At 58.9% G+C, this 18,278-nt stretch carries 16 protein-coding genes and 1 tRNA gene; 12 read left to right on the top strand and 5 right to left on the bottom strand.

What is annotated here, in order from left to right; translation table 11 throughout:
- Window positions 1-123 precede the first annotated feature (123 nt).
- The 3 genes from ACXAIC_RS00715 to ACXAIC_RS00705 all read left to right on the top strand — a co-directional run bounded on the left by ACXAIC_RS00715 (window position 124) and on the right by ACXAIC_RS00705 (window position 5,085).
- The gene (locus ACXAIC_RS00715; RefSeq protein ID WP_475172511.1) at window positions 124-1,959 is read left to right on the top strand and encodes a 1-deoxy-D-xylulose-5-phosphate synthase; all 1,836 of its coding nucleotides are present in this window, start codon (window positions 124-126) and stop codon (window positions 1,957-1,959) included.
- 287 nt (window positions 1,960-2,246) lie between these two features.
- Window positions 2,247-3,083 carry a cobalamin B12-binding domain-containing protein gene (locus ACXAIC_RS00710; protein WP_475172508.1) on the top strand — a complete coding sequence of 279 codons (837 nt, stop codon included), beginning with the start codon at window positions 2,247-2,249 and terminating at the stop codon, window positions 3,081-3,083.
- A gap of 400 nt (window positions 3,084-3,483) precedes the next feature.
- Complete coding sequence (locus ACXAIC_RS00705; RefSeq protein ID WP_475172506.1) at window positions 3,484-5,085, top strand: hypothetical protein; 1,602 nt, start codon at window positions 3,484-3,486, stop codon at window positions 5,083-5,085.
- An 82-nt stretch (window positions 5,086-5,167) separates the two neighbouring features.
- On the opposite strand, the gene ACXAIC_RS00700 is transcribed toward ACXAIC_RS00705, so the two are convergent.
- On the bottom strand, window positions 5,168-5,431 hold the full coding sequence (locus ACXAIC_RS00700) for a hypothetical protein (RefSeq protein WP_475172504.1): 264 nt from the start codon (window positions 5,429-5,431) through the stop codon (window positions 5,168-5,170).
- Window positions 5,432-5,801: 370 nt separating this feature from the next.
- Window positions 5,802-5,877, bottom strand: a tRNA-Lys gene (locus tag ACXAIC_RS00695).
- A gap of 767 nt (window positions 5,878-6,644) precedes the next feature.
- Between ACXAIC_RS00695 and ACXAIC_RS00690 the strand changes: the two genes are divergently transcribed.
- Together ACXAIC_RS00690 and ilvN are read left to right on the top strand one after the other, a co-directional pair.
- On the top strand, window positions 6,645-8,420 hold the full coding sequence (locus ACXAIC_RS00690) for an acetolactate synthase 3 large subunit (protein WP_475172501.1): 1,776 nt from the start codon (window positions 6,645-6,647) through the stop codon (window positions 8,418-8,420).
- A gap of 24 nt (window positions 8,421-8,444) precedes the next feature.
- The gene (gene ilvN, locus ACXAIC_RS00685) at window positions 8,445-9,017 is read left to right on the top strand and encodes an acetolactate synthase small subunit (RefSeq protein WP_475172498.1); all 573 of its coding nucleotides are present in this window, start codon (window positions 8,445-8,447) and stop codon (window positions 9,015-9,017) included.
- Window positions 9,018-9,142: 125 nt separating this feature from the next.
- Here ilvN and ACXAIC_RS00680 read toward each other — a convergent pair whose 3' ends face one another.
- Window positions 9,143-9,478: a hypothetical protein gene (locus tag ACXAIC_RS00680; protein ID WP_475172496.1), complete on the bottom strand. Its 336-nt coding sequence runs from the start codon at window positions 9,476-9,478 to the stop codon at window positions 9,143-9,145.
- A gap of 348 nt (window positions 9,479-9,826) precedes the next feature.
- Between ACXAIC_RS00680 and serA the strand changes: the two genes are divergently transcribed.
- Window positions 9,827-11,071 (top strand): phosphoglycerate dehydrogenase, encoded by a 1,245-nt coding sequence (serA, locus tag ACXAIC_RS00675; protein WP_475172493.1) that lies wholly within the window; start codon window positions 9,827-9,829, stop codon window positions 11,069-11,071.
- 109 nt (window positions 11,072-11,180) lie between these two features.
- On the opposite strand, the gene ACXAIC_RS00670 is transcribed toward serA, so the two are convergent.
- Together ACXAIC_RS00670 and ACXAIC_RS00665 are read right to left on the bottom strand one after the other, a co-directional pair.
- Window positions 11,181-11,801 carry a DUF1826 domain-containing protein gene (locus ACXAIC_RS00670; protein ID WP_475172492.1) on the bottom strand — a complete coding sequence of 207 codons (621 nt, stop codon included), beginning with the start codon at window positions 11,799-11,801 and terminating at the stop codon, window positions 11,181-11,183.
- Window positions 11,798-13,012 (bottom strand): GTP-binding protein, encoded by a 1,215-nt coding sequence (locus tag ACXAIC_RS00665; protein ID WP_475172489.1) that lies wholly within the window; start codon window positions 13,010-13,012, stop codon window positions 11,798-11,800. The genes ACXAIC_RS00670 and ACXAIC_RS00665 overlap by 4 nt, the downstream gene beginning before the upstream one ends.
- 258 nt (window positions 13,013-13,270) lie before the next feature.
- Between ACXAIC_RS00665 and ACXAIC_RS00660 the strand changes: the two genes are divergently transcribed.
- From ACXAIC_RS00660 to ACXAIC_RS00635, 6 genes are all read left to right on the top strand, one after another.
- Window positions 13,271-13,678: a thiol-disulfide oxidoreductase DCC family protein gene (locus ACXAIC_RS00660; RefSeq protein ID WP_475172486.1), complete on the top strand. Its 408-nt coding sequence runs from the start codon at window positions 13,271-13,273 to the stop codon at window positions 13,676-13,678.
- Window positions 13,671-15,368, top strand: a complete 1,698-nt coding sequence (locus tag ACXAIC_RS00655) for a DUF4166 domain-containing protein (RefSeq protein WP_475172484.1) — start codon at window positions 13,671-13,673, stop codon at window positions 15,366-15,368. Before ACXAIC_RS00660 ends, ACXAIC_RS00655 begins: the two co-directional genes overlap by 8 nt.
- Window positions 15,369-15,586: 218 nt before the next feature.
- Window positions 15,587-16,063 (top strand): hypothetical protein, encoded by a 477-nt coding sequence (locus ACXAIC_RS00650; RefSeq protein ID WP_475172482.1) that lies wholly within the window; start codon window positions 15,587-15,589, stop codon window positions 16,061-16,063.
- A 171-nt stretch (window positions 16,064-16,234) separates the two neighbouring features.
- Window positions 16,235-16,984, top strand: a complete 750-nt coding sequence (locus tag ACXAIC_RS00645) for a pyridoxine 5'-phosphate synthase (RefSeq protein WP_475172479.1) — start codon at window positions 16,235-16,237, stop codon at window positions 16,982-16,984.
- Between the two features lie 119 nt (window positions 16,985-17,103).
- The gene (locus tag ACXAIC_RS00640; protein ID WP_475172478.1) at window positions 17,104-17,727 is read left to right on the top strand and encodes a LysE family translocator; all 624 of its coding nucleotides are present in this window, start codon (window positions 17,104-17,106) and stop codon (window positions 17,725-17,727) included.
- A gap of 120 nt (window positions 17,728-17,847) precedes the next feature.
- Complete coding sequence (locus ACXAIC_RS00635) at window positions 17,848-18,228, top strand: DUF805 domain-containing protein (RefSeq protein ID WP_475172476.1); 381 nt, start codon at window positions 17,848-17,850, stop codon at window positions 18,226-18,228.
- Window positions 18,229-18,278: the final 50 nt, after the last annotated feature.

Here is an 18,278-nt window from a genome sequence, read left to right as displayed (position 1 = left end):
GAAAGTCGCTTCGCCGCCTTTCGGTGAAACCGGATCTGCTTCCTGAACCGCGCTGGGACCGGTGCCAGGCAGCATGGACCATCCGGTGCCGCAAGGGCGGCAGCTGGCGCGGGAGGAGATGATATGAGCTTCATATCAAAGAGAGTTGCCTCGACGCCCCTGCTGGACAGGGTGCAGGGCCCCCAGGACCTGAAGGCCATGTCCCCTGACACGCTCGCAGCCCTAGCGGACGAACTCAGGACCGAGATCATTTCCATCGTCTCCAAAACAGGCGGCCATCTAGGTTCCAGCCTGGGGGTTGTTGAACTGACAGTCGCCCTGCACGCCGTCTTCAACACTCCGCATGACAAGCTGATCTGGGATGTCAGCCACCAGTGCTATCCCCACAAGGTTCTGACCGGCCGCCGCAGCCGGATGTGCAGCTTGCGCCAGAAAGACGGGCTGTCGGGCTTCACCAAGCGCAGCGAGAGCCCCTATGACCCGTTCGGGGCAGCCCATTCCTCAACCTCCCTGTCAGCCGGGCTCGGATTTGCCGTGGCCCGCGATCTTTTGGAGGAAACGGACGACGTGATTTGCGTTGTCGGCGACGGTGCCCTCACCGCCGGCATGGCCTACGAGGGGCTCAACAATGCAGGTGGGCTCAACCGGCGCCTGTTTGTGATCCTGAACGACAACAACATGTCGATTTCTCCCCCAACCGGCGCCGTGTCGGGGCATCTGAACGATCTGGCCGCCCGCTCGGGCTCCTGTGCCAGGGACCGGAGCCTGTTTGAGCATATGGGTTTTACCTATCACGGTCCTGTCGACGGACATGACGTGAAGGCGCTGATTGCGGCACTGGACAGCCTTAAGCAGGACAGCACCGGCCCGGTTCTGCTGCATGTGCTCACGCGCAAGGGCGCCGGATACAGCTTTGCCGAAACCTCCCACGACAAGTATCACGGCGTATCCAAATTCGACATTTCTTCCGGTAAGCAGTCCAAAGCGGCCGCCACGGCGCCCAGCTACACCAAGGTTTTTGCCAATGCGCTCGTCAACGAAGCCAGAACCGATGACCGGATCGTGGCCATTACAGCGGCCATGCCGGCGGGCACCGGCATCGACATTTTCGGCAAGCAGTTTCCGGAGCGGACCTTCGATGTCGGCATTGCCGAACAGCATGCGGTCACCTTTGCCGGGGGCCTGGCCGCCAGAGGCTTGCGCCCATTCTGCGCAATCTATTCCACCTTCCTGCAACGGGGCTACGACCAGGTCGTGCACGACATTGCCCTGCAGAACCTGCCGGTGCGCTTTGCCATCGACCGGGCCGGGCTGGTGGGCGCGGACGGGCCAACCCATGCGGGCGCGTTTGATATCGGCTATCTGGCGAACTTGCCGAATTTCACGGTCATGGCCGCCAGCGACGAAGCGGAACTTGTGCGCATGGTCGCCACGGCCGCGCGCTTTGACACCGGCCCGATTGCGCTCCGGTATCCGCGCGGCGAAGGCACAGGCGTCAGCCTGCCGGGCACGGCAGAGCCGCTTGCAATCGGCAAGGGCCGGATGATGGCGGACGGCACCACGGTTGCCCTTGTGTCCTTTGGCGCCCGCCTCAGTGAATGTTTCAAAGCCAGAGCCCAGCTTGAAACGCTCGGCATATCGGCGGCCATCGCCGATGCCCGCTTTGCCAAACCGCTGGACGCCGGCCTGATCGAGCACCTGTTCAACACACACAGGCTTCTTGTGACAATCGAGGAAGGGGCGACTGGCGGGTTTGGCGCACTGGTTCTCCACCACCTGGCGGGGCGCAGCCTTCTGGATGGGCGCTGCGGCATCCGGACCATGACCTTGCCGGACCGCTTCATTGATCAGGCGTCACCAGCGGACATGTATGAGGACGCCGGGCTGACTGCAAACCAGATCAGCAGCGTTGTCTGTGAAGCGCTGAAAGAAAGGGGGAATCGCGCAGGCGGCAGCTAGACACGCTTCAGGCCGGTCCCCGGAAAGAGACCACAGCGCAGCGTCGAAAGCTTCAAGGGTAAAAATCCCAATCTATTTATGCCGCTACGGAAGAACGAAACGTCTTTGGCCCGCACACACGTGTGTAGTACGGTGAGGAACGGAGGAGCGCCTGACCGCCTGGGCCGAGCTATCGGGAGGGGGAGTTGGCCTATAAAGACACCGGTGAGACAACGGCAATAAAAACAGAGCCGCCGTTTTCGACCCTAGACACTGGCCAGACTGTAAAGCCTGAAAAAGACACCCAATTGACCTCGCAGGATATGAGTGTTCTGGAGACTGTCATCCGGGAGCGTGTGTCAAAACTGGTTTCCTCCCAGCACCTCGATCCAGCCGCATCCGATCCGGCACTGCTGTCCGGAACCGATATCGACATGCGCCTGCATCCTGAACATGACCGGCGGGCCCGGGCCCTGCCCTCCGCCGACCAGGCCATCGGCTTCCGGGAGGCCTTTCTGACCTCCCTGATCGACCCGGACCCGCGGCATCACCGGGACATTATCGAGGAATTGCTGCAGGCGGGCATTCCCATGCAGACCCTCGCGATCCATTTGTTTTGCCCCGTGGCCACCCAACTTGGCGTTTACTGGTGCAATGATGAAACCGACTTCATACAGGTCACCGTCGCCTCGACACGCCTCAACACAATCGTCAATCATGTGACCCATGCCGGCGGCCTGCTGGCCAACCCGCACCCGTCCGCCAAACGGGTTCTGCTGGCCCGCTCCCAAGGCACCCAGCACACGTTGGGGGTGACACTGGTACGCATGTGTTTCCGCGATATGGGCTGGATCGTGGATGGCGGCGCGGATCTGGAAATAGGCGACACGCTGTTCATGCGCCTGTCGGAACGGCCCTATCAGCTGCTCGGCCTGTCCATCGGCCAGCTTGAGGAAATCCAGGACTGTGCACACGCCATCCAGCGCTGCCGGTCGGATGTCAGAACCAGGCCGACGATCATTGCCCTGGGCGGCGCCGCCGTGGTGTCCCACCCGAATGACTTTCAAAGGATCGGCGCAGACATTATTGCCAGATCCGCCCTGGAAGTCCTGCATCTGGCCGATCAGGCCAGCCAGGGAACCTGAGAGGACCGCGCCCTTCCCCCGCCGCGCCTGCCCGGACAGAACAGGAACAGAACAAAGCGTGCGACGTCGGATGGTTGTCGGATACAGTCGAATGTTCCCGCCTTGCTCATGGCGCACGAATTGCGCTTTATCGCAATTTATTCTGTAAAATCAATGGTAAGTTGATGGTGAGTGAGTGGGGACTCGAACCCCAGACCCGCTGATTAAGAGTTATACATTTCCTAAATCAATTCAATCACCTAAAGCCAAAAAGAAATTGCGTCGCAATGATTTGTGCAGAACAAAACATAGACGCGCAGCGGGATAGAATTGCAACTATTAAAGTAGCTACGTGAATCGTGCTATCTGTCTCTGAACGAGGAAAAATACCTCGAAAGTTCAACTCTGTGGAATTTTGATTATGAGCTTGGATGGATTTTTAACTTTCATAGGACTTATTATTGCAGCATACGCAATTACAGACCGAACTTCTCGACTTCGCCTATCTCTTGACCTTAAGTTACAAGTATTTATCGCTGCGGCCTTCGCTTTACTTATTTTTCTACTCGAATCTCAATTACCGATTTTATCGATACTACCAAAAGAGTGGGAAAATAAATTCATCGAATTTCCATTCGGTGGAATCGATGATCCGTTGAATAATAAAGACTTAGCATTTTTGGTCGTTATATTTTGGGGAATCTTATCTTTTTATATGATAAAAACAAGCAAACCGCGTCTGAGAAAAATAAAAAGTCTTTCGGTTCTTGTTTACACTCTCGCCGACCAGAAACAGTTTCACGAAATCATTTCTCTTGTAGACTCGTATTTACCCATAATTCGAAAACTACTTGCCCGAGAATTTGTTAGGCAACAAGCATATGTTTGGCTCGCCAACAAGGCAGGAATCGGAAGTCTCGCGCAACTATTGGCGAACGCAAACAAAAAATCACCTTCAAAGCAAATCAGGCGCTTATACAAAGGAATGATATCAATTACTCCATCGCTTAACAACGAAAGAGAAATTGCCGAAGAAATCATATCATTGCTAACAAACTCACCTGAATTTCGCAAAATCTTACTTACAAGAAGTTCTAAATTTGCAATTGAGTTCATCAAGCTTCCAAGTGTATCTACCTCTGATTATATAGATCATTTTTTGCGCGACTCTATCTCAACGAGCGAGAGCCATCTCAGAATTGATCTACAAAAAAATAACACCATCGAATATTATTATTATTTAGACGAAAAGAATGTTTTTCTCTACGGCCTTCTTGAAGATATGTCTTTCGCAGAGAGAATTGGAGTTTGGAAACCAATCGGCGACGCAGCACTTAGAATAATACAGGAAGATAAAGTCTATCGAGATACCTTAAACTCAGCAATACCGATGGACGAATCTAAAACAAACTCAGACCCCATTTTTTGCACCATTCGCTTCTTTGACATTCTGGTAAAACGTGCTGCCGAAAAAGGTATAGAACACCACATGTGGCTAATGTACCTAGGCTATATAATCAGCGAACTGTCAAAAAACTCAGATTGTACTTCTGAAGTTATAGATATCAACGCTGAATTTCCCAATCTTGGTTGCAAGCTAATATTTGAAGCTCAACTCTGTTTAGGGGATTGGGTGCGATTGTCGAAACGTCTCCCCCCTGAAAACATCCATTTGGCTCCAGAGACAGCTGGACAGGCTGAAAGCTCTGGAAATATTCCTTATTGGGCGACCAGAACCCTTTATCAAGCTACGGGCGAATTGCTGAGAAACGAAAAACTGACCACGCGTTTTCGTGCTGAAAGATTAGAGCAATTTCTACGGGTAGTCATGGATATCCCCACCGATGGAAACTGCAAATATCTACGAGAGTATGCGTTGGACAATTTCTTTGAAGAAATAAAAAAAGAAACCGATCTTAAAACACGTGGATCGATTCACAATGTAATATCTAATGTTGATCAATTTATACAGTCTGAATTTTCGAGTTATTTTAATGCATTTAGAGATTTACATGAACAATAAATCCTGAGCGCTGTTGTACCAAGATTAGTACCGTGAGGATTAGCAACGAGCACACTGAAGTCAATTCAACGATACCCCCTCTTCAATTCACCTTCAGATCTCGTTCCAGTCTCTCCAGCGTCAACCGGGTCCAGCGCATGTCAGCCTTCATGTCCGCCATGTCGCTACTCTGCTTCACCCGCTCGGCGATCTGCGTCTGGGCGCTTTGCTCCAGCTTCACGATCCGGCCGTCATGAGCTTCAAGGCCCGTCCATCCGACCGCCAGACTTACAAGTAAAGTGCCAAGCACGATCACGTTGCCAACGGAGATCCCCGGCTGTATCCAGCCCAACTTCTGATCCGCCATTAATTTGTCCACCCGCACACTGCGGCGCTGTATTCGTTATGCGCCGTGATTTGAGCCTTGGTCATGCCCGTAACCTGGTCCTCAACGGAGGGCAGGATCGGCGAGGCAACATCACAGAAGTTACCGCTTGTCGCGCAGCCAGCACCACCCCGGGCGCGGCCAGCTTGAGCTTCCAGCCAGCGAACAGGTCGAGCAGCCGGCCGATCATCCGGCGCCCCTTTCACGCTCCAGGCGGTAGACAAGATAGATCGCCCCGAGAACCAGGGCGCCGGCGAACAGTCGTCGCACGCGTTCGTATGTTCCCGCCTTGTTCATGGCGCAATAATTGCGCCTTAGCGAATTTTCATCTTTAAAATCAAAGAGATGTGATTGGTGGGTGAGTGGGGGCTCGAACCCCAGACCCGCTGATTAAGAGTCAGCTGCTCTACCAACTGAGCTACACACCCAACCTGCCAGCGCTGTGCCTATGTGGCCCGCCGGAGAGCGCTTCGTATATAGGGCGCACCGGCTGCTGGCAACTCCTATTGTGACATTTTTCTGTCACGGCCGCCATGCGCTTTTCGCAAGGCCGGGGAAACACCGCCCGCATCGGCGGAGATCCGAGCGTCCACCGGGCCGTGGATGCCCCTCCCCAGCATAGTGTCCTGCTCGTGCAAAAGGCGCACGCAGGGTCTTCCTCGAGCCCGGGGGACGTCTTTGCGCCCTCTGCGCGGCAGCCATCGCTCTGGTGCGCCAGAGGGCCGGACGGGCGGTTCCGCAGAGGCAAAAGGCAACTTTTAAAAACTTTGCCATTGTTTTGCGCAATAATCGAAATTGGGACTTGACCGGTCCCGGCCGCCTCACTAGTGTGCGCGGCGTCAGGACCGGCGGATATGATGGGCCTGACGGACTTTAAAGGACAGCCCTTTGGGACTGACCGCCCCATATCCGGACACAGGTCTTGACGGCCTGCAGCATCAAAGGACCGGGACGGCATGATGATGTCGCTCATTCTAGTAGTGGTAGGAAAGCGCGCCTCCGACGCGGGATAGCCCCCGTACGGATCAAGACGGCGCGCGACCAAGGCTCCCCGAGGGGCCTTTTTTTGTATCCGCCGCCTGACGATGCCGCCCTTCCCCTCCCGCCTATCGTGCCGCAGGACAAGACGCAAGAAAAACGATCTTAAAGAGCCAAGGGCCCGGCAACCGGGCCGCGAACTGCAAGGACAGACAGAATGACACGGGAAATGACCGGCGCCGAAATGGTCATCCAGGCGCTGAAAGACCAGGGAGTTGACACGATCTTCGGCTACCCGGGCGGTGCTGTGCTTCCCATTTATGACGAGATCATTCAGCAGGAAGGGCTGGAGCATATCCTGGTTCGACACGAACAGGGTGCCGGCCACGCAGCGGAAGGTTATGCCCGGTCCACCGGCAAGCCGGGCGTTGCTCTGGTCACCTCCGGCCCCGGCGCCACCAATATGGTGACGGCCTTGACCGATGCGATGCTCGATTCCATTCCTCTTGTCTGCATTTCCGGCCAGGTGCCCACCCATCTGATCGGCAATGACGCCTTTCAGGAATGCGACACGGTCGGCATCACCCGACCCTGCACCAAGCACAACTGGCTGGTGCGCGATGTGGAAGATCTCGCCCGGGTCCTGCATGAGGCATTTTATGTGGCCACATCCGGCCGCCCCGGCCCGGTTGTTGTCGACATTCCGAAGGACGTGCAGTTCGCCACCGGCACCTATCAGGGCCCGACCCCGAACCCGGCGGCCTCCCACAAGAGCTACCGCCCGCAACTGAAGGGGGACGCGGCCTCCATCCGCCAGGCGGCAGAGCTGATGGCGGCGGCCAAAAAACCGGTGCTTTATACAGGCGGCGGCGTGATCAATTCCGGCCCGCAGGCCTGCCAACTGCTGCGCGAACTGGTCTCGCTGACCGGCTTTCCGATCACCTCCACCCTGATGGGCCTGGGCGCTTACCCGGCCTCCGGCGACAACTGGCTGGGCATGCTGGGCATGCACGGTACCTATGAAGCCAACATGACCATGCATGACTGCGATCTGATGGTCTGTATCGGCGCCCGCTTCGACGACCGCATCACCGGCCGGACCGATGCGTTTTCGCCCAATTCCCGCAAGATCCATATCGACATTGATCCTTCATCCATCAACAAGACCATCAATGTGGATCTGCCGATCATTGGCGATGTCGGCCATATTCTGGAAGATCTCGTGCGGATCTGGCGCAGTTCCTCCATGAAGGCGGATGCGGCCGCCATGAAAGACTGGTGGACCCTGATCGATCAGTGGCGCGCCCGCAACTCGCTGGCCTATAGGCCCAATGACGATGTCATCATGCCGCAATATGCGATCCAGCGGCTGTATGAGCTGACCAAACACCGCAAGACCTTCATTTCCACCGAAGTGGGCCAGCACCAGATGTGGGCAGCGCAGTTCTACGGCTTTGAAGAGCCCAACCGCTGGCTGACCTCCGGTGGCCTGGGCACCATGGGCTATGGCCTGCCCGCCGCCATCGGCGCCCAGGTGGCCCACCGGGACGCGCTCTGCGTCGATATTGCAGGCGATGCCTCGATCCTGATGAACATTCAGGAAATGTCGACGGCGGTCCAGTTCGGCCTGCCGGTCAAGGTGTTCATCCTCAACAACCAGTATATGGGCATGGTGCGCCAGTGGCAGCAGCTGCTCCATGGCAACCGCCTGTCCCATTCCTACACCGACAGCCTGCCCGATTTTGTCAAACTGGCCGAAGCCTATGGCGGTGTCGGCATCCGGGTGGAAAAGCCGGGGGATCTGGACGGGGCGATTGAAGAGATGATCGCCATCGACAAGCCGGTCCTGTTCGACTGCCGGGTGGCCAATCTCGCCAACTGTTTCCCGATGATCCCCTCGGGCAAGGCCCATAATGAAATGCTGCTGCCGGACGAGGCCAATGACGAGGCGGTCGCCAACGCGATCAGCGCTGAAGGCAAGTCCCTCGTTTGAGCCACGGCTAAGGATATTTGAAAGATGAACGCACAGAATGTCGATGCGCCCTCCGCCTATTTCCTGGCCGAGATGAGCAATGAAATCGAAACCCACACCCTATCGCTTCTGGTCGACAACGAACCGGGCGTGCTGGCCCGGGTGATCGGGCTGTTTTCCGGACGCGGCTACAATATTGACAGCCTGACCGTGTCGGAAACCGAGCATGAGCGGCACCTGTCCCGGATCACCATCGTGACCACCGGCACGCCGATGATCATCGAGCAGATCCGCCACCAGCTGGACCGGCTGGTGCCGGTGCACCGGGTGACAGACCTGACCGTGCGCGCCCGCCGGGCCAGTCAGGACAAGCCGCTTGAGCGGGAGCTGGCCCTGATCAAGGTAGCCGGGTCCGGTGACAAGCGCCTGGAGGCCCTGCGCCTGGGCGATGCCTTCCGCGCCACGGTGATTGACGCAACCACGGAGCATTTCGTGTTCGAAATCACCGGCCGCACCTCCAAGATCGAGCAATTCATCGCCATCATGAAACCGCTCGGCCTTGTGGAAGTCTCCCGCACCGGTGTTGCTGCGGTTCAAAGGGGCCCGGAAGGCCTTTAGACCTGCCCCTTTCCATGGGCTTTAAAAGCAGATGGGGCCCCAGCAAACAATGCCCGCTTTGATCGTTCCAGGGCAACTGTATACTGGGGCCCGGCTCTTGGGCCGGAACGGCAACGGAGGCAGGATCAGGGCGTTCCCGGATAGTCCGGACGCCAGCCGCTGATCGTGCCGCCATGGCTCATGATCTGAAAACGGAGGTCGGGCAGCCAGGTGACGCCGACAATCCGCCCCAGAAACTCTTCCTCCAGCTTCAGCAGCTCGCCCTTGCGCAAGTAGATCTGGATCGAGCAGACCTGTGTGCCGCACATCATGCTCATCCCCGGTTGGCCGTTGCACTCGATCCCCTGATGGGAGAGGACAAGATCATTGCGGCCATCCCCGTTGAGATCGAACTCAAACACCCCTTCCTGGGTAAAATGCCCGCCGCGGCCGCCGCAGCCGTCGGCAATGGCTTGTGCCATCAAAAACTGTGTTGCTTGTGAAAAGGCAAGAGACGGTCCTGTTGGCCATACAAAGACTGCTGCAAACAGCATACCGGATGCCAAAATCTGAAAAAGACGTTTCATATGACCCCTGATCATCTGCACCTGTTGGTTTTCCTGACCTGCCTCTCTTTCTGACAGGTGATGAGGGCACCAGTGCGGCACCGGCGCGCGCCCTCAACGCCTCTTTCTGAAAGCGCTGCGTGCGGTGCGGGAAAGAAAGATCCCCTCCCGGCGAACGGCCTAGACGCGACGCGGATCAGCGCGTATACGACACCTGCGCGCCGCCCCGCGCCAATGCATTCCAAGAAAAAAGGCTTCAAACTCATGATCCACGGTCTCTCCCGGCCGAAAAATCAAATCCGCTGGCTCCTGCTGGAAGGCATCTCGCCGACCGCAAAGGCGGTTCTTGAAAAGAATGGCTATACCAATGTGGAGGTTCTGGCCGGGGCGCTGGAAAAGGATGCCCTGATTGAAAAGCTGCAGAATGTGCAGATTGTCGGCATCCGCTCCCGCACCCAGCTGACCGAAGAGGTGCTGGAGGCAGCCAAGAGCCTCGTGGCGGTTGGCTGTTTTTCCGTCGGCACCAATCAGGTGGACCTGACGGGCACGCTGACCCGGGGCATTCCGGTCTTCAATGCGCCGTTCTCCAACACCCGCTCGGTGGCCGAGCTGACCGTTGCCGAAATCGTCATGCTGATGCGCGGCGTCTTCTCCAAATCCAGCGCCGCCCATGAAGGCCGCTGGATGAAGAGCGCCGCCGGCTCCCACGAGGTGCGCGGCAAGACGCTCGGCATTGTCGGCTACGGCAATATCGGCACCCAGCTCTCGAATCTTGCCGAAGCCATGGGCATGCGGGTGATGTATTTTGACATGGTTGACAAGCTGCAGCACGGCAATGTAGCGCCCACCGACAGCCTGGACACGCTTTTGGGGGAAGCCGACGTGGTCTCCCTCCATGTTCCGGACACGCTGGAAACCCGCAACATGTTCCGGGCCGAGCAGATCGCCAAGATGAAAAAGGGCGCCTATCTGATCAACAATGCCCGCGGCAAGGTGGTCGACATCGAGGCGCTGGCCGCCGCGCTGACCTCCGGCCATCTGGCCGGCGCGGCCATTGACGTGTTCCCGGTGGAGCCGAAATCCAACAAGGACGAGTTCCTCTCTCCCCTGCGCGGCCTTGACAATGTCATCCTCACCCCCCATGTGGGCGGCTCAACGGAAGAGGCCCAGGCCCGGATCGGCGAGGAAGTCTCCAAGCGGCTGGTGGAATATTCCGATGTGGGCTCCACTGTGGGCGCCGTCGAGTTCCCCCAGGTGCAGCTGCCCAAAGGCACCGAGGCAACCCGTTTCATCCAGGTGCATCACAACGCGCCGGGCGCCATGCGCACCCTGAACGATCTCTTCACCCGGCATGACCTGAACATCCAGGCCCAGTATCTGCAATCTCACAAGGATATCGGCTATGTGGTTCTGGACGTGGACAGCATGGTGGAAGATCCGGTGAAGATCCTGGAAGAAATCCGCGCCCTTCCCAACACGATCCGCGCCCGCCTACTCAACCGGGTCTGATTCTGTCCGTCCGTCTTCCGCAAGACGAGGCTGGCGAAACCGGACTAAGACAAACAGCTGCGTCTGACAACAGACGCGGCTATTTGGCTGTGTCGTATAACCAAATCCGTCATTCCACCGGATCGATCACCAGCAGCAGGCGCGCAGCGCCTTGCGGGTCCGGGGACCGGTGCAACAGGCCCGTGCGCTCCGCTCCCGGCCAGGCACCGCCACGGAACAGGGCCGCCGCGTGGGGGCGGACCTGGCGGATGCGGTTGGACTGCGCCTCCTGGCCCAGCGGCACATAGTCCGTTCCGGCGCCGCGATAGGTGCACAAAAGCCGGGCGGGCACATTATCGACATGGAATTTCGGGCACATCACCTCGTCAGACACATCCAGCCGCAGCCGGATCTGGCGAGCGTCAAGAGACTTGGCGCACATCAGCGCAAGCGCGCCAATATCCCCCACCAGCCGGTCCAGCTCCTCTGAGGGCTCGAGACCGGCCCTCTCACAGGCCGCCCGGGCGGCCGCTTCGGCCAGATGCACCGGAATGACCGTGCGCAGTTCCGGCAGCTTGTCTGCCGGAAGACTGTCGATCCAGCTCTGAAACCCCGGCGTGGCGCTGCGGGTCCAGATGGCTGCGGCCACGCCCGGCAAACCGATATCGGCAAGGATATCCGGCTCCCGGCCCATGAGCACGTCCCGGGCCAGGGGCTGACCAGCCCCCTCCCGTACCTGGGCGAGGCTCATGCGGCCTGATCCGCCCGGCGGAACGGCGGGAATGGATCGGGCAAGTCCGCAAAGGCCGTCAGATCGTCACCCTCTTCCGTTCCGATCAGGCAGGCATCCAGACGGCTCTTTAGCTGCGGCCAGTCGATCCCTGCACCAATGAAAACGATTTCCTGACGGCGGTCGCCAAAGGGCTCTGCCCAGCGCGAGCGCGCATAGGCATGGGCCCGTTCATCATCCGGCCAGCGGTTGACCGGAACAGACGCCCACCAGGTGCCGAGCGGGCCAATGGTGGACAGCGCCCCGGCCAGGGAGAATTCCAGCACCCATTCCGGGCGGCTGCCAATCCAGAAATGGCCCTTGGAGCGGATCACCCCAGGCAGAGGCCCGTTGAGAAGATCGTGGATCCGCTCCGGATAAAACGGCCGCCGCGCCCGATAGACAAAGGAAGCCACCCCATATTCTTCCGTTTCGGGAACATGGTCCGCAAAACCATAGAGCTCCTTGGCCCACATCGGGTGCTCATGGGCCTTTTCGAAATCAAACAGGCCGGTGTTGAGAATGTCTGACGGCTGCACCTCGCTATAGTCCGTTTCGATGATCCGCGCATCCGCATTGAGACTGCGGATGATCTTGAGAGCCGCATCGACCTCGGCAGGCGTGGCGCTGCTCACCTTGTTGAGGACAACAATATCGGAAAATTCGATCTGGTCGGTCAACAGATGCACCAAGGTGCGCTCATCTTCTTCGCCCAGGGTTTCCCCGCGGTCGCTCAGGAAGTCCTGGCTCGCGTAATCCTTCAGGAGATTGGCCGCATCCACCACGGTGACCATCGTGTCGAGCCGGGACACATCCGACAGACTGAGGCCGTTTTCATCGCGGAATTCGAAGGTTGCCGCCACGGGCAGTGGTTCGGAAATGCCGGTGGATTCAATCAGCAAATAGTCAAACTTGCGCTCCTGCGCGAGACGGCGAACCTCGATCAGAAGATCGTCGCGCAGGGTGCAGCAAATGCAGCCATTGGACATCTCAACGAGGGTTTCGTCGGTTTTGCTGAGTTCGGCCCCGCCGGAGCGGACAAGATCGGCATCGATATTGACTTCCGACATATCGTTGACGATCACCGCAACCTTGAGACCGTCACGGTTGTTGAGCACGCGGTTGAGCAATGTGGTCTTGCCCGCGCCAAGAAAGCCGGACAACACGGTCACGGGCAATCGGGTATCTGACATGGGATCTCCGGATCTGAGATTTGTTATGTTATTACATTACTAATGTAACTCATTTTCCGGCCGGTGCAAGGCGTGATCCACCGGCCTTTTCGAAAACAAACCGTCCCAGCCCCCTTCGAAAGACACACCAATACGCTCGCACCGGCCAGCACGCATGCCCGGCGCGACGAAACGCGCCTGGACCCGACCGGCCCGGTTGCGCATTCTCCACTTGGGCAATAGGGTCCGTTCTTGAAACAGCAAAGGATGGCGATAGGCGTGAAGGACGTGCCACAGTCCCGCAATCTGATCGTTTTTGACGACACATGCCTCTTTTGCTCCGGCTTTGCCCGCTTTATCGCCAAACGCGACGAGCGAGCCCGGTTCCGATTTACCAGCGCCACCTCTCCCACCGGCCAGTCGCTTTATCTCCGGAACAAGCTCGATCCGCAGGATTTTTCGACCAATATCGTTGTTCTGAACGGCGAGACCTATTTCAAGATGGCTGCCTTCACCGCCGCCATGGTCAGCCTCGGCGGCGTATGGTCCTGGCTCCGTGTGCTGGATCTCCTGCCCCGGCCAGTGGCCGACTGGATCTATGACCGGATTGCCCGCAACCGCTATGTGTTCGGCAAGAGCCAGTGCCCCGTGCCTTCCCGGGAGCTCAAGGACCGGCTGATTGACTGACGGAAGACCTTTGACCCGCGTGCTCATTCTTGGCGGCTACGGGGTGTTCGGCGGCAAACTGGCCCAGGCGCTGCTGCGCAGCCCCCAGTATGAGGTGATCATTGCCGGACGCAGCCGGGCGAAAGCCGAAGCGTTTTGTGACACATATGGCGGCACACCTGCGGTTCTGGACAGATCATCGCCGGAGGCTGCCCCGGCGCTCGCAGCGCTGTCTCCCTTTGTCACCGTGGACGCCACAGGCCCATTTCAGGCTTTTGATCAAGACGGCTACCGGATCGCGCACGCGGCGCTGGAGGCCGGCAGCCATTATCTGGACCTGTGCGACGATGCTGCTTTCACCAAGGGGATTGTGCAACTGGACGAACAGGCAAAGGCCAAAGGGCGCGCGGTTCTGTCCGGCGTCTCCAGCGTTCCGGCGCTTTCCTCGGCTGCCGTGGAGGCCTTGCGGGGAGACTTCTCCCGTCTGGACACGATTGACACCGTGATCCTGCCCGGCAACCGGGCTCCGCGCGGGCTGGCGGTGATCCGCGCCATTCTGGCCCAGACCGGCCAGCCCATGCAGGTCTACCGGAACGGGAGCTGGGGGCATGTGCCGGGGTGGTCGGGCCTTGCCCGGCGCCGCCTGACAACGGACCGGGAAAGCCTGCCGCTGCGTTGGTGCAGCTGGATCGGGGCACCGGATCTCCAGCTCTTTCCGGATCACTATGGCGCCCGCTCCGTCCTCTTCAAGGCCGGGCTCGAACTCAGCCTCATGCATCTGGGCCTTGCAGTCCTCGGCTGGCTGGTGCGCCTGCGCCTGTTCCGCTCCCTCGTTCCCTTTACGGGCGCTTTGAAATGGATCGCCGACAGGCTGGAGCCGTTTGGCACGGATAAAGGGGGCATGGAGGTCCGCCTCTCCGGCCTCGGCCGGGACCAGCAACCGCTCGCCAAAAGCTGGACACTGATTGCCGGGGCCGGGGACGGGCCCCATGTTCCAGCCGTCGCCGCCACAATCCTGTGCGGCAAACTGGCGGATGGCAACGTACCGCCGGGAGCCCGCCCATGCCTCGGCGCCTTTGGCCTGTCCGATATTGAGGCAGCCACCGCCCACCTGCAAGTCGATACCAAGACGGAGACACACCCTGCCCCGTGCCTGTTTCAACACGCCCTTGGCCGCACGTTCCAGGACCTTCCGCCAGAGGTGCAAAAGCTGCACACCGCGTTTGACCTGCACCGTTGGCGCGGCCGGGCCAAGGTCAGCCGCGGCACTTCCCGCCTCGGCCAGTTGATCTGCCACCTGATCGGCTTCCCCCCCGCCACCGAGGATGTCCCCGTTGAGGTGACACTTGAGCGGTGCGGCAGCAAGGAACACTGGACCCGCGTTTTCGGCAGCCAGACCTTCAAGTCCACGCTCCTGGCCCGGCGCGGATCAGGAAACGGCAAGATCAGCGAACAATTTGGAGGTCTTGTCTTTGACATTGACCTCACCTTTGACGGCAGGTGCCTGGCGTTTCCGGTGACCCGGGGCCGCGCCCTCGGAGTGCCCTTACCCAAATGGCTGATTCCGGTCAGCGAGGCGCGCGAATTTCAAAAAAACGGCCGGTTTCACTTTGATGTGCAGCTGTCCCTGCCCATGATCGGCAAGCTGGTGCGCTATCAGGGATTTCTGACAGAGCAAGCCCCCGATGAGGGGGCGGCGCCCACGCTGTAGGGCGTTTTGGCCAAAAGGACGACGGACTATTTTCTACCGCCCACAGGCGTACACAGTTTCACAGAAGGTCCCGGCCCATGGGCCGGGACGGCACGGGGGAAGCTGTCTCCCCACGCAAGATACGGCACCTCCATCATTTGCAGAAAAAGTGCACCCCCTCTCCGCCCCCTCTCCCAACCTGACAGCTATCAACACAGGGTCTTTTGAAAGGAGACCCCATGCCAGAAACAAACGGTCAGCCCAAAGCCTGGCTCTTGAACGACAGGTTCCGGCTTCTCATCGCTTTTGAGATCGGCCTTGCGGGCGGCCTCGTCGCCTTCGCCTTGGCACATGGCCTTAGGATCGGAGCCGATGGCACCCCTACAAGCTTGAGCCCGACCTTCGTTGCGCTGCGGTCCGCCATCGGCGGTATGGTGTGCGGTTTTTGTTTTTCAGGATGGTTCGGACGCCCGGGACAGGCCGGTTGGCTCTATGCCCTTCTTGCATCGCTTCTGTCCCCACCTTTGGCAGGGGCCGTTGCTGGAACCCTTGTTGTTCCCGTAGTGGGCACCTTACTGGGGGCGTATTTGGCCCTCCACAGCTTTGTCTATTGGCAGCCGCTGCTCATCTGGCTCCTTTGCCTTGTGATCCTGCACCTTCAGACCCTTTATCTGCGCCGTAAATTTCCGGCGCCCCAGCTGCAGCAAAGAGGCTGATCCAGCCACCGTCCGTTTGACATTCGGTCCGCGCCTGCCAGGCTGGAGCACCCGGAAACATTGTCCCTAGTGACAATTTCCTGTTTGACTTCAATGCCTTTTCTCTCAATTCTGCGACCCTGACCCAACGTCTTGACTCAAAAAATAAACCGCCCAACCGGACCCTTTGCCATGTCTGCCGCCTCGCGTCTTTCCGTGAATGTCAATGCTGTCGCCATGCTGCGCAACCGCCGTGACCTGCCCTGGCCGAGCGTAACCGGCCTTGCCGCACTTGCTATGGAAGCGGGCGCAAAGGGCATTACCGTTCACCCCCGGCCCGATGAGCGCCACATCCGCAAAGCCGATGTCTTCGACCTGTCGGAACTGATCGAAGAGCGTTTCCCCAACAAGGAACTCTGCCTGGAAGGCTATCCGTCGGATGATTTCATAAAACTGGTAGAAGAGGCCAGGCCGGAACAGGTCCTGTTCGTCCCGGATGATCCGGACCAGAGCACGTCCGATCATGGCTGGGACTTTTCCGGGGACACCGCCAGGCTTGAAACCGCCATCGCCGCTGCCAAGGAATGGGCGGTGACCGTCTCGCTCTTTTGTGATCCGGACCCGGCCGCCCCGGAACAGGCCGCCCGGCTCGGGGCCGAGCGGATCGAAATCTATACCGGCCCCTACGGTGCCTGCCATGATGATACGGCCCGGGCCGGACAGGAACTGGCCAAAGTGGTGGCAACGGCAGAAGCTGCCCAGACCTGCGGCCTTGGGGTCAATGCAGGCCATGACCTGACGATTGAGAACATTCCGGCGCTGATCGGCAAGGTGCCCTTCATCCGAGAAATGTCCATCGGCCACGGCTTTACCGCCGATGCGCTGATCCATGGCTTTGCCGCAAGCGTCTCCCGGTTCCGCCAAGCCATGGGAGAAATCTGAGCTCTTTCCTCACGGGATCTCTTCCTGATCCGGGCCTCATCCCCGCCCAGCACGCCGTCAAAGTCCGGTCCTTCCACGTTTCCCCTCTCCATCCTCAGCCCGTTTCAGGATGCCGATCCATGCCCTTCGACCTTTGGCTCGTCTTTGTTGCCGTGTCTCTTCTGCCCGCGATCAGCCCTGGCCCAGGCGTGATGCTGGCCATTTCCAACACGCTCCGCTTCGGCCGCAATGCAACACTCGCCTCCGCGACCGGGAATGCGGCCGGGCTGGTGGTGATCGGCTATGCGGTGGCGTTCGGCTTCGGCGCCCTGATGGCCACCTCGGCACTGGCGTTCACTGTGCTGAAATTCATCGGGGCGGCCTATCTGATCTATCTCGGCATCAAGGTCTGGCGGGATGCATCCAGCTTTGAAGCCACAGCAACCGGCTCAAATCAGCGCAAGAGCAGCTGGAAACTCTTCCTTGAAGCGTTTCTTGTATCGGTCACCAACCCGAAAGCCATTTTGGTGATCACCGCGCTGTTTCCTCAGTTCATGCACGCCCGGACGATTGACTTCACCGAAACCGCCATCCTGTCCTTCACCTATGCCAGCCTGTGTTTTGCCAACCATGCGGCCATAGCCTTTGCGGGCAGCCACCTGCGCCGGTTTCTCACCTCCGCCCGGCGCATCCGCTGGGTCCGGCGGGTCACTGGCGGGCTCTTTGTCGGCTTCGGCTCGGCACTCGCGGCCGCAAGCCGCTGACGGCACCTCAAGCAACGTAAAAAGCAACACCACCAATACAGACGATGGTAAAATTAACAATAAGATTTAAGTGACTATTTAAACACAAGGGATTATAGAGAACAGGCGAGGGAGACACCTATGCTTGCACTGCTCAATCCGGCCTATGGCAAAATTCGACGCCGCACCTGGTGGTTTTCTCAGATCGTCATCTTTATGACGGCATTTCTGGGACTGATGGTCACCGTGTTTCTCTTTGCCGACCCGGTGGCTGCAAGTGGCGGGCGCAGTCCGGCGGAAAATGCGGGCATCTTCTCCACCCTGCTGGCCATGCTCTACATGAACCTGTGCAGCTGTCTCAACCGGCTGCGGGAGTCGGGCAGAAGCGGGCTCTGGTATTTGAGTTTTCTTCTGCCTGCAGCGGGCACGGGTCTGATGGTCTATTTCTGCGGCATTGAAAAGCACCCGGGCCGCTTCACCTCCCCAGGCCTTCCAGACAAGGGGTTGCAACGCGCCGTGTGACCCCGGCGCACGCGTGGATCCCTGCCCCGCTCGTTTCAGGAACAGGGACC

The organism is Roseibium sp. AWQ4_254, from assembly GCF_056161025.1.
The sequence above is the reverse complement of the archived record's forward strand: the minus strand, read 5'-3'. Positions and strand labels throughout refer to the sequence as shown.

Bases quoted from the DNA above. Each gene is read 5' to 3' on its own strand.
- ACXAIC_RS00715 (WP_475172511.1), top strand. From the start codon at position 124: ATGAGCTTCATATCAAAGAGAGTTGCCTCGACGCCCCTGCTGGACAGG.
- ACXAIC_RS00705 (WP_475172506.1), top strand. From the start codon at position 3,484: ATGAGCTTGGATGGATTTTTAACTTTCATAGGACTTATTATTGCAGCA.
- ACXAIC_RS00700 (WP_475172504.1), bottom strand. From the start codon at position 5,431: ATGGCGGATCAGAAGTTGGGCTGGATACAGCCGGGGATCTCCGTTGGC.
- ACXAIC_RS00690 (WP_475172501.1), top strand. From the start codon at position 6,645: ATGACACGGGAAATGACCGGCGCCGAAATGGTCATCCAGGCGCTGAAA.
- ilvN (WP_475172498.1), top strand. From the start codon at position 8,445: ATGAACGCACAGAATGTCGATGCGCCCTCCGCCTATTTCCTGGCCGAG.
- ACXAIC_RS00680 (WP_475172496.1), bottom strand. From the start codon at position 9,478: ATGGCACAAGCCATTGCCGACGGCTGCGGCGGCCGCGGCGGGCATTTT.
- serA (WP_475172493.1), top strand. From the start codon at position 9,827: ATGATCCACGGTCTCTCCCGGCCGAAAAATCAAATCCGCTGGCTCCTG.
- ACXAIC_RS00670 (WP_475172492.1), bottom strand. From the start codon at position 11,801: ATGAGCCTCGCCCAGGTACGGGAGGGGGCTGGTCAGCCCCTGGCCCGG.
- ACXAIC_RS00665 (WP_475172489.1), bottom strand. From the start codon at position 13,012: ATGTCAGATACCCGATTGCCCGTGACCGTGTTGTCCGGCTTTCTTGGC.
- ACXAIC_RS00650 (WP_475172482.1), top strand. From the start codon at position 15,587: ATGCCAGAAACAAACGGTCAGCCCAAAGCCTGGCTCTTGAACGACAGG.
- ACXAIC_RS00645 (WP_475172479.1), top strand. From the start codon at position 16,235: ATGTCTGCCGCCTCGCGTCTTTCCGTGAATGTCAATGCTGTCGCCATG.
- ACXAIC_RS00640 (WP_475172478.1), top strand. From the start codon at position 17,104: ATGCCCTTCGACCTTTGGCTCGTCTTTGTTGCCGTGTCTCTTCTGCCC.
- ACXAIC_RS00635 (WP_475172476.1), top strand. From the start codon at position 17,848: ATGCTTGCACTGCTCAATCCGGCCTATGGCAAAATTCGACGCCGCACC.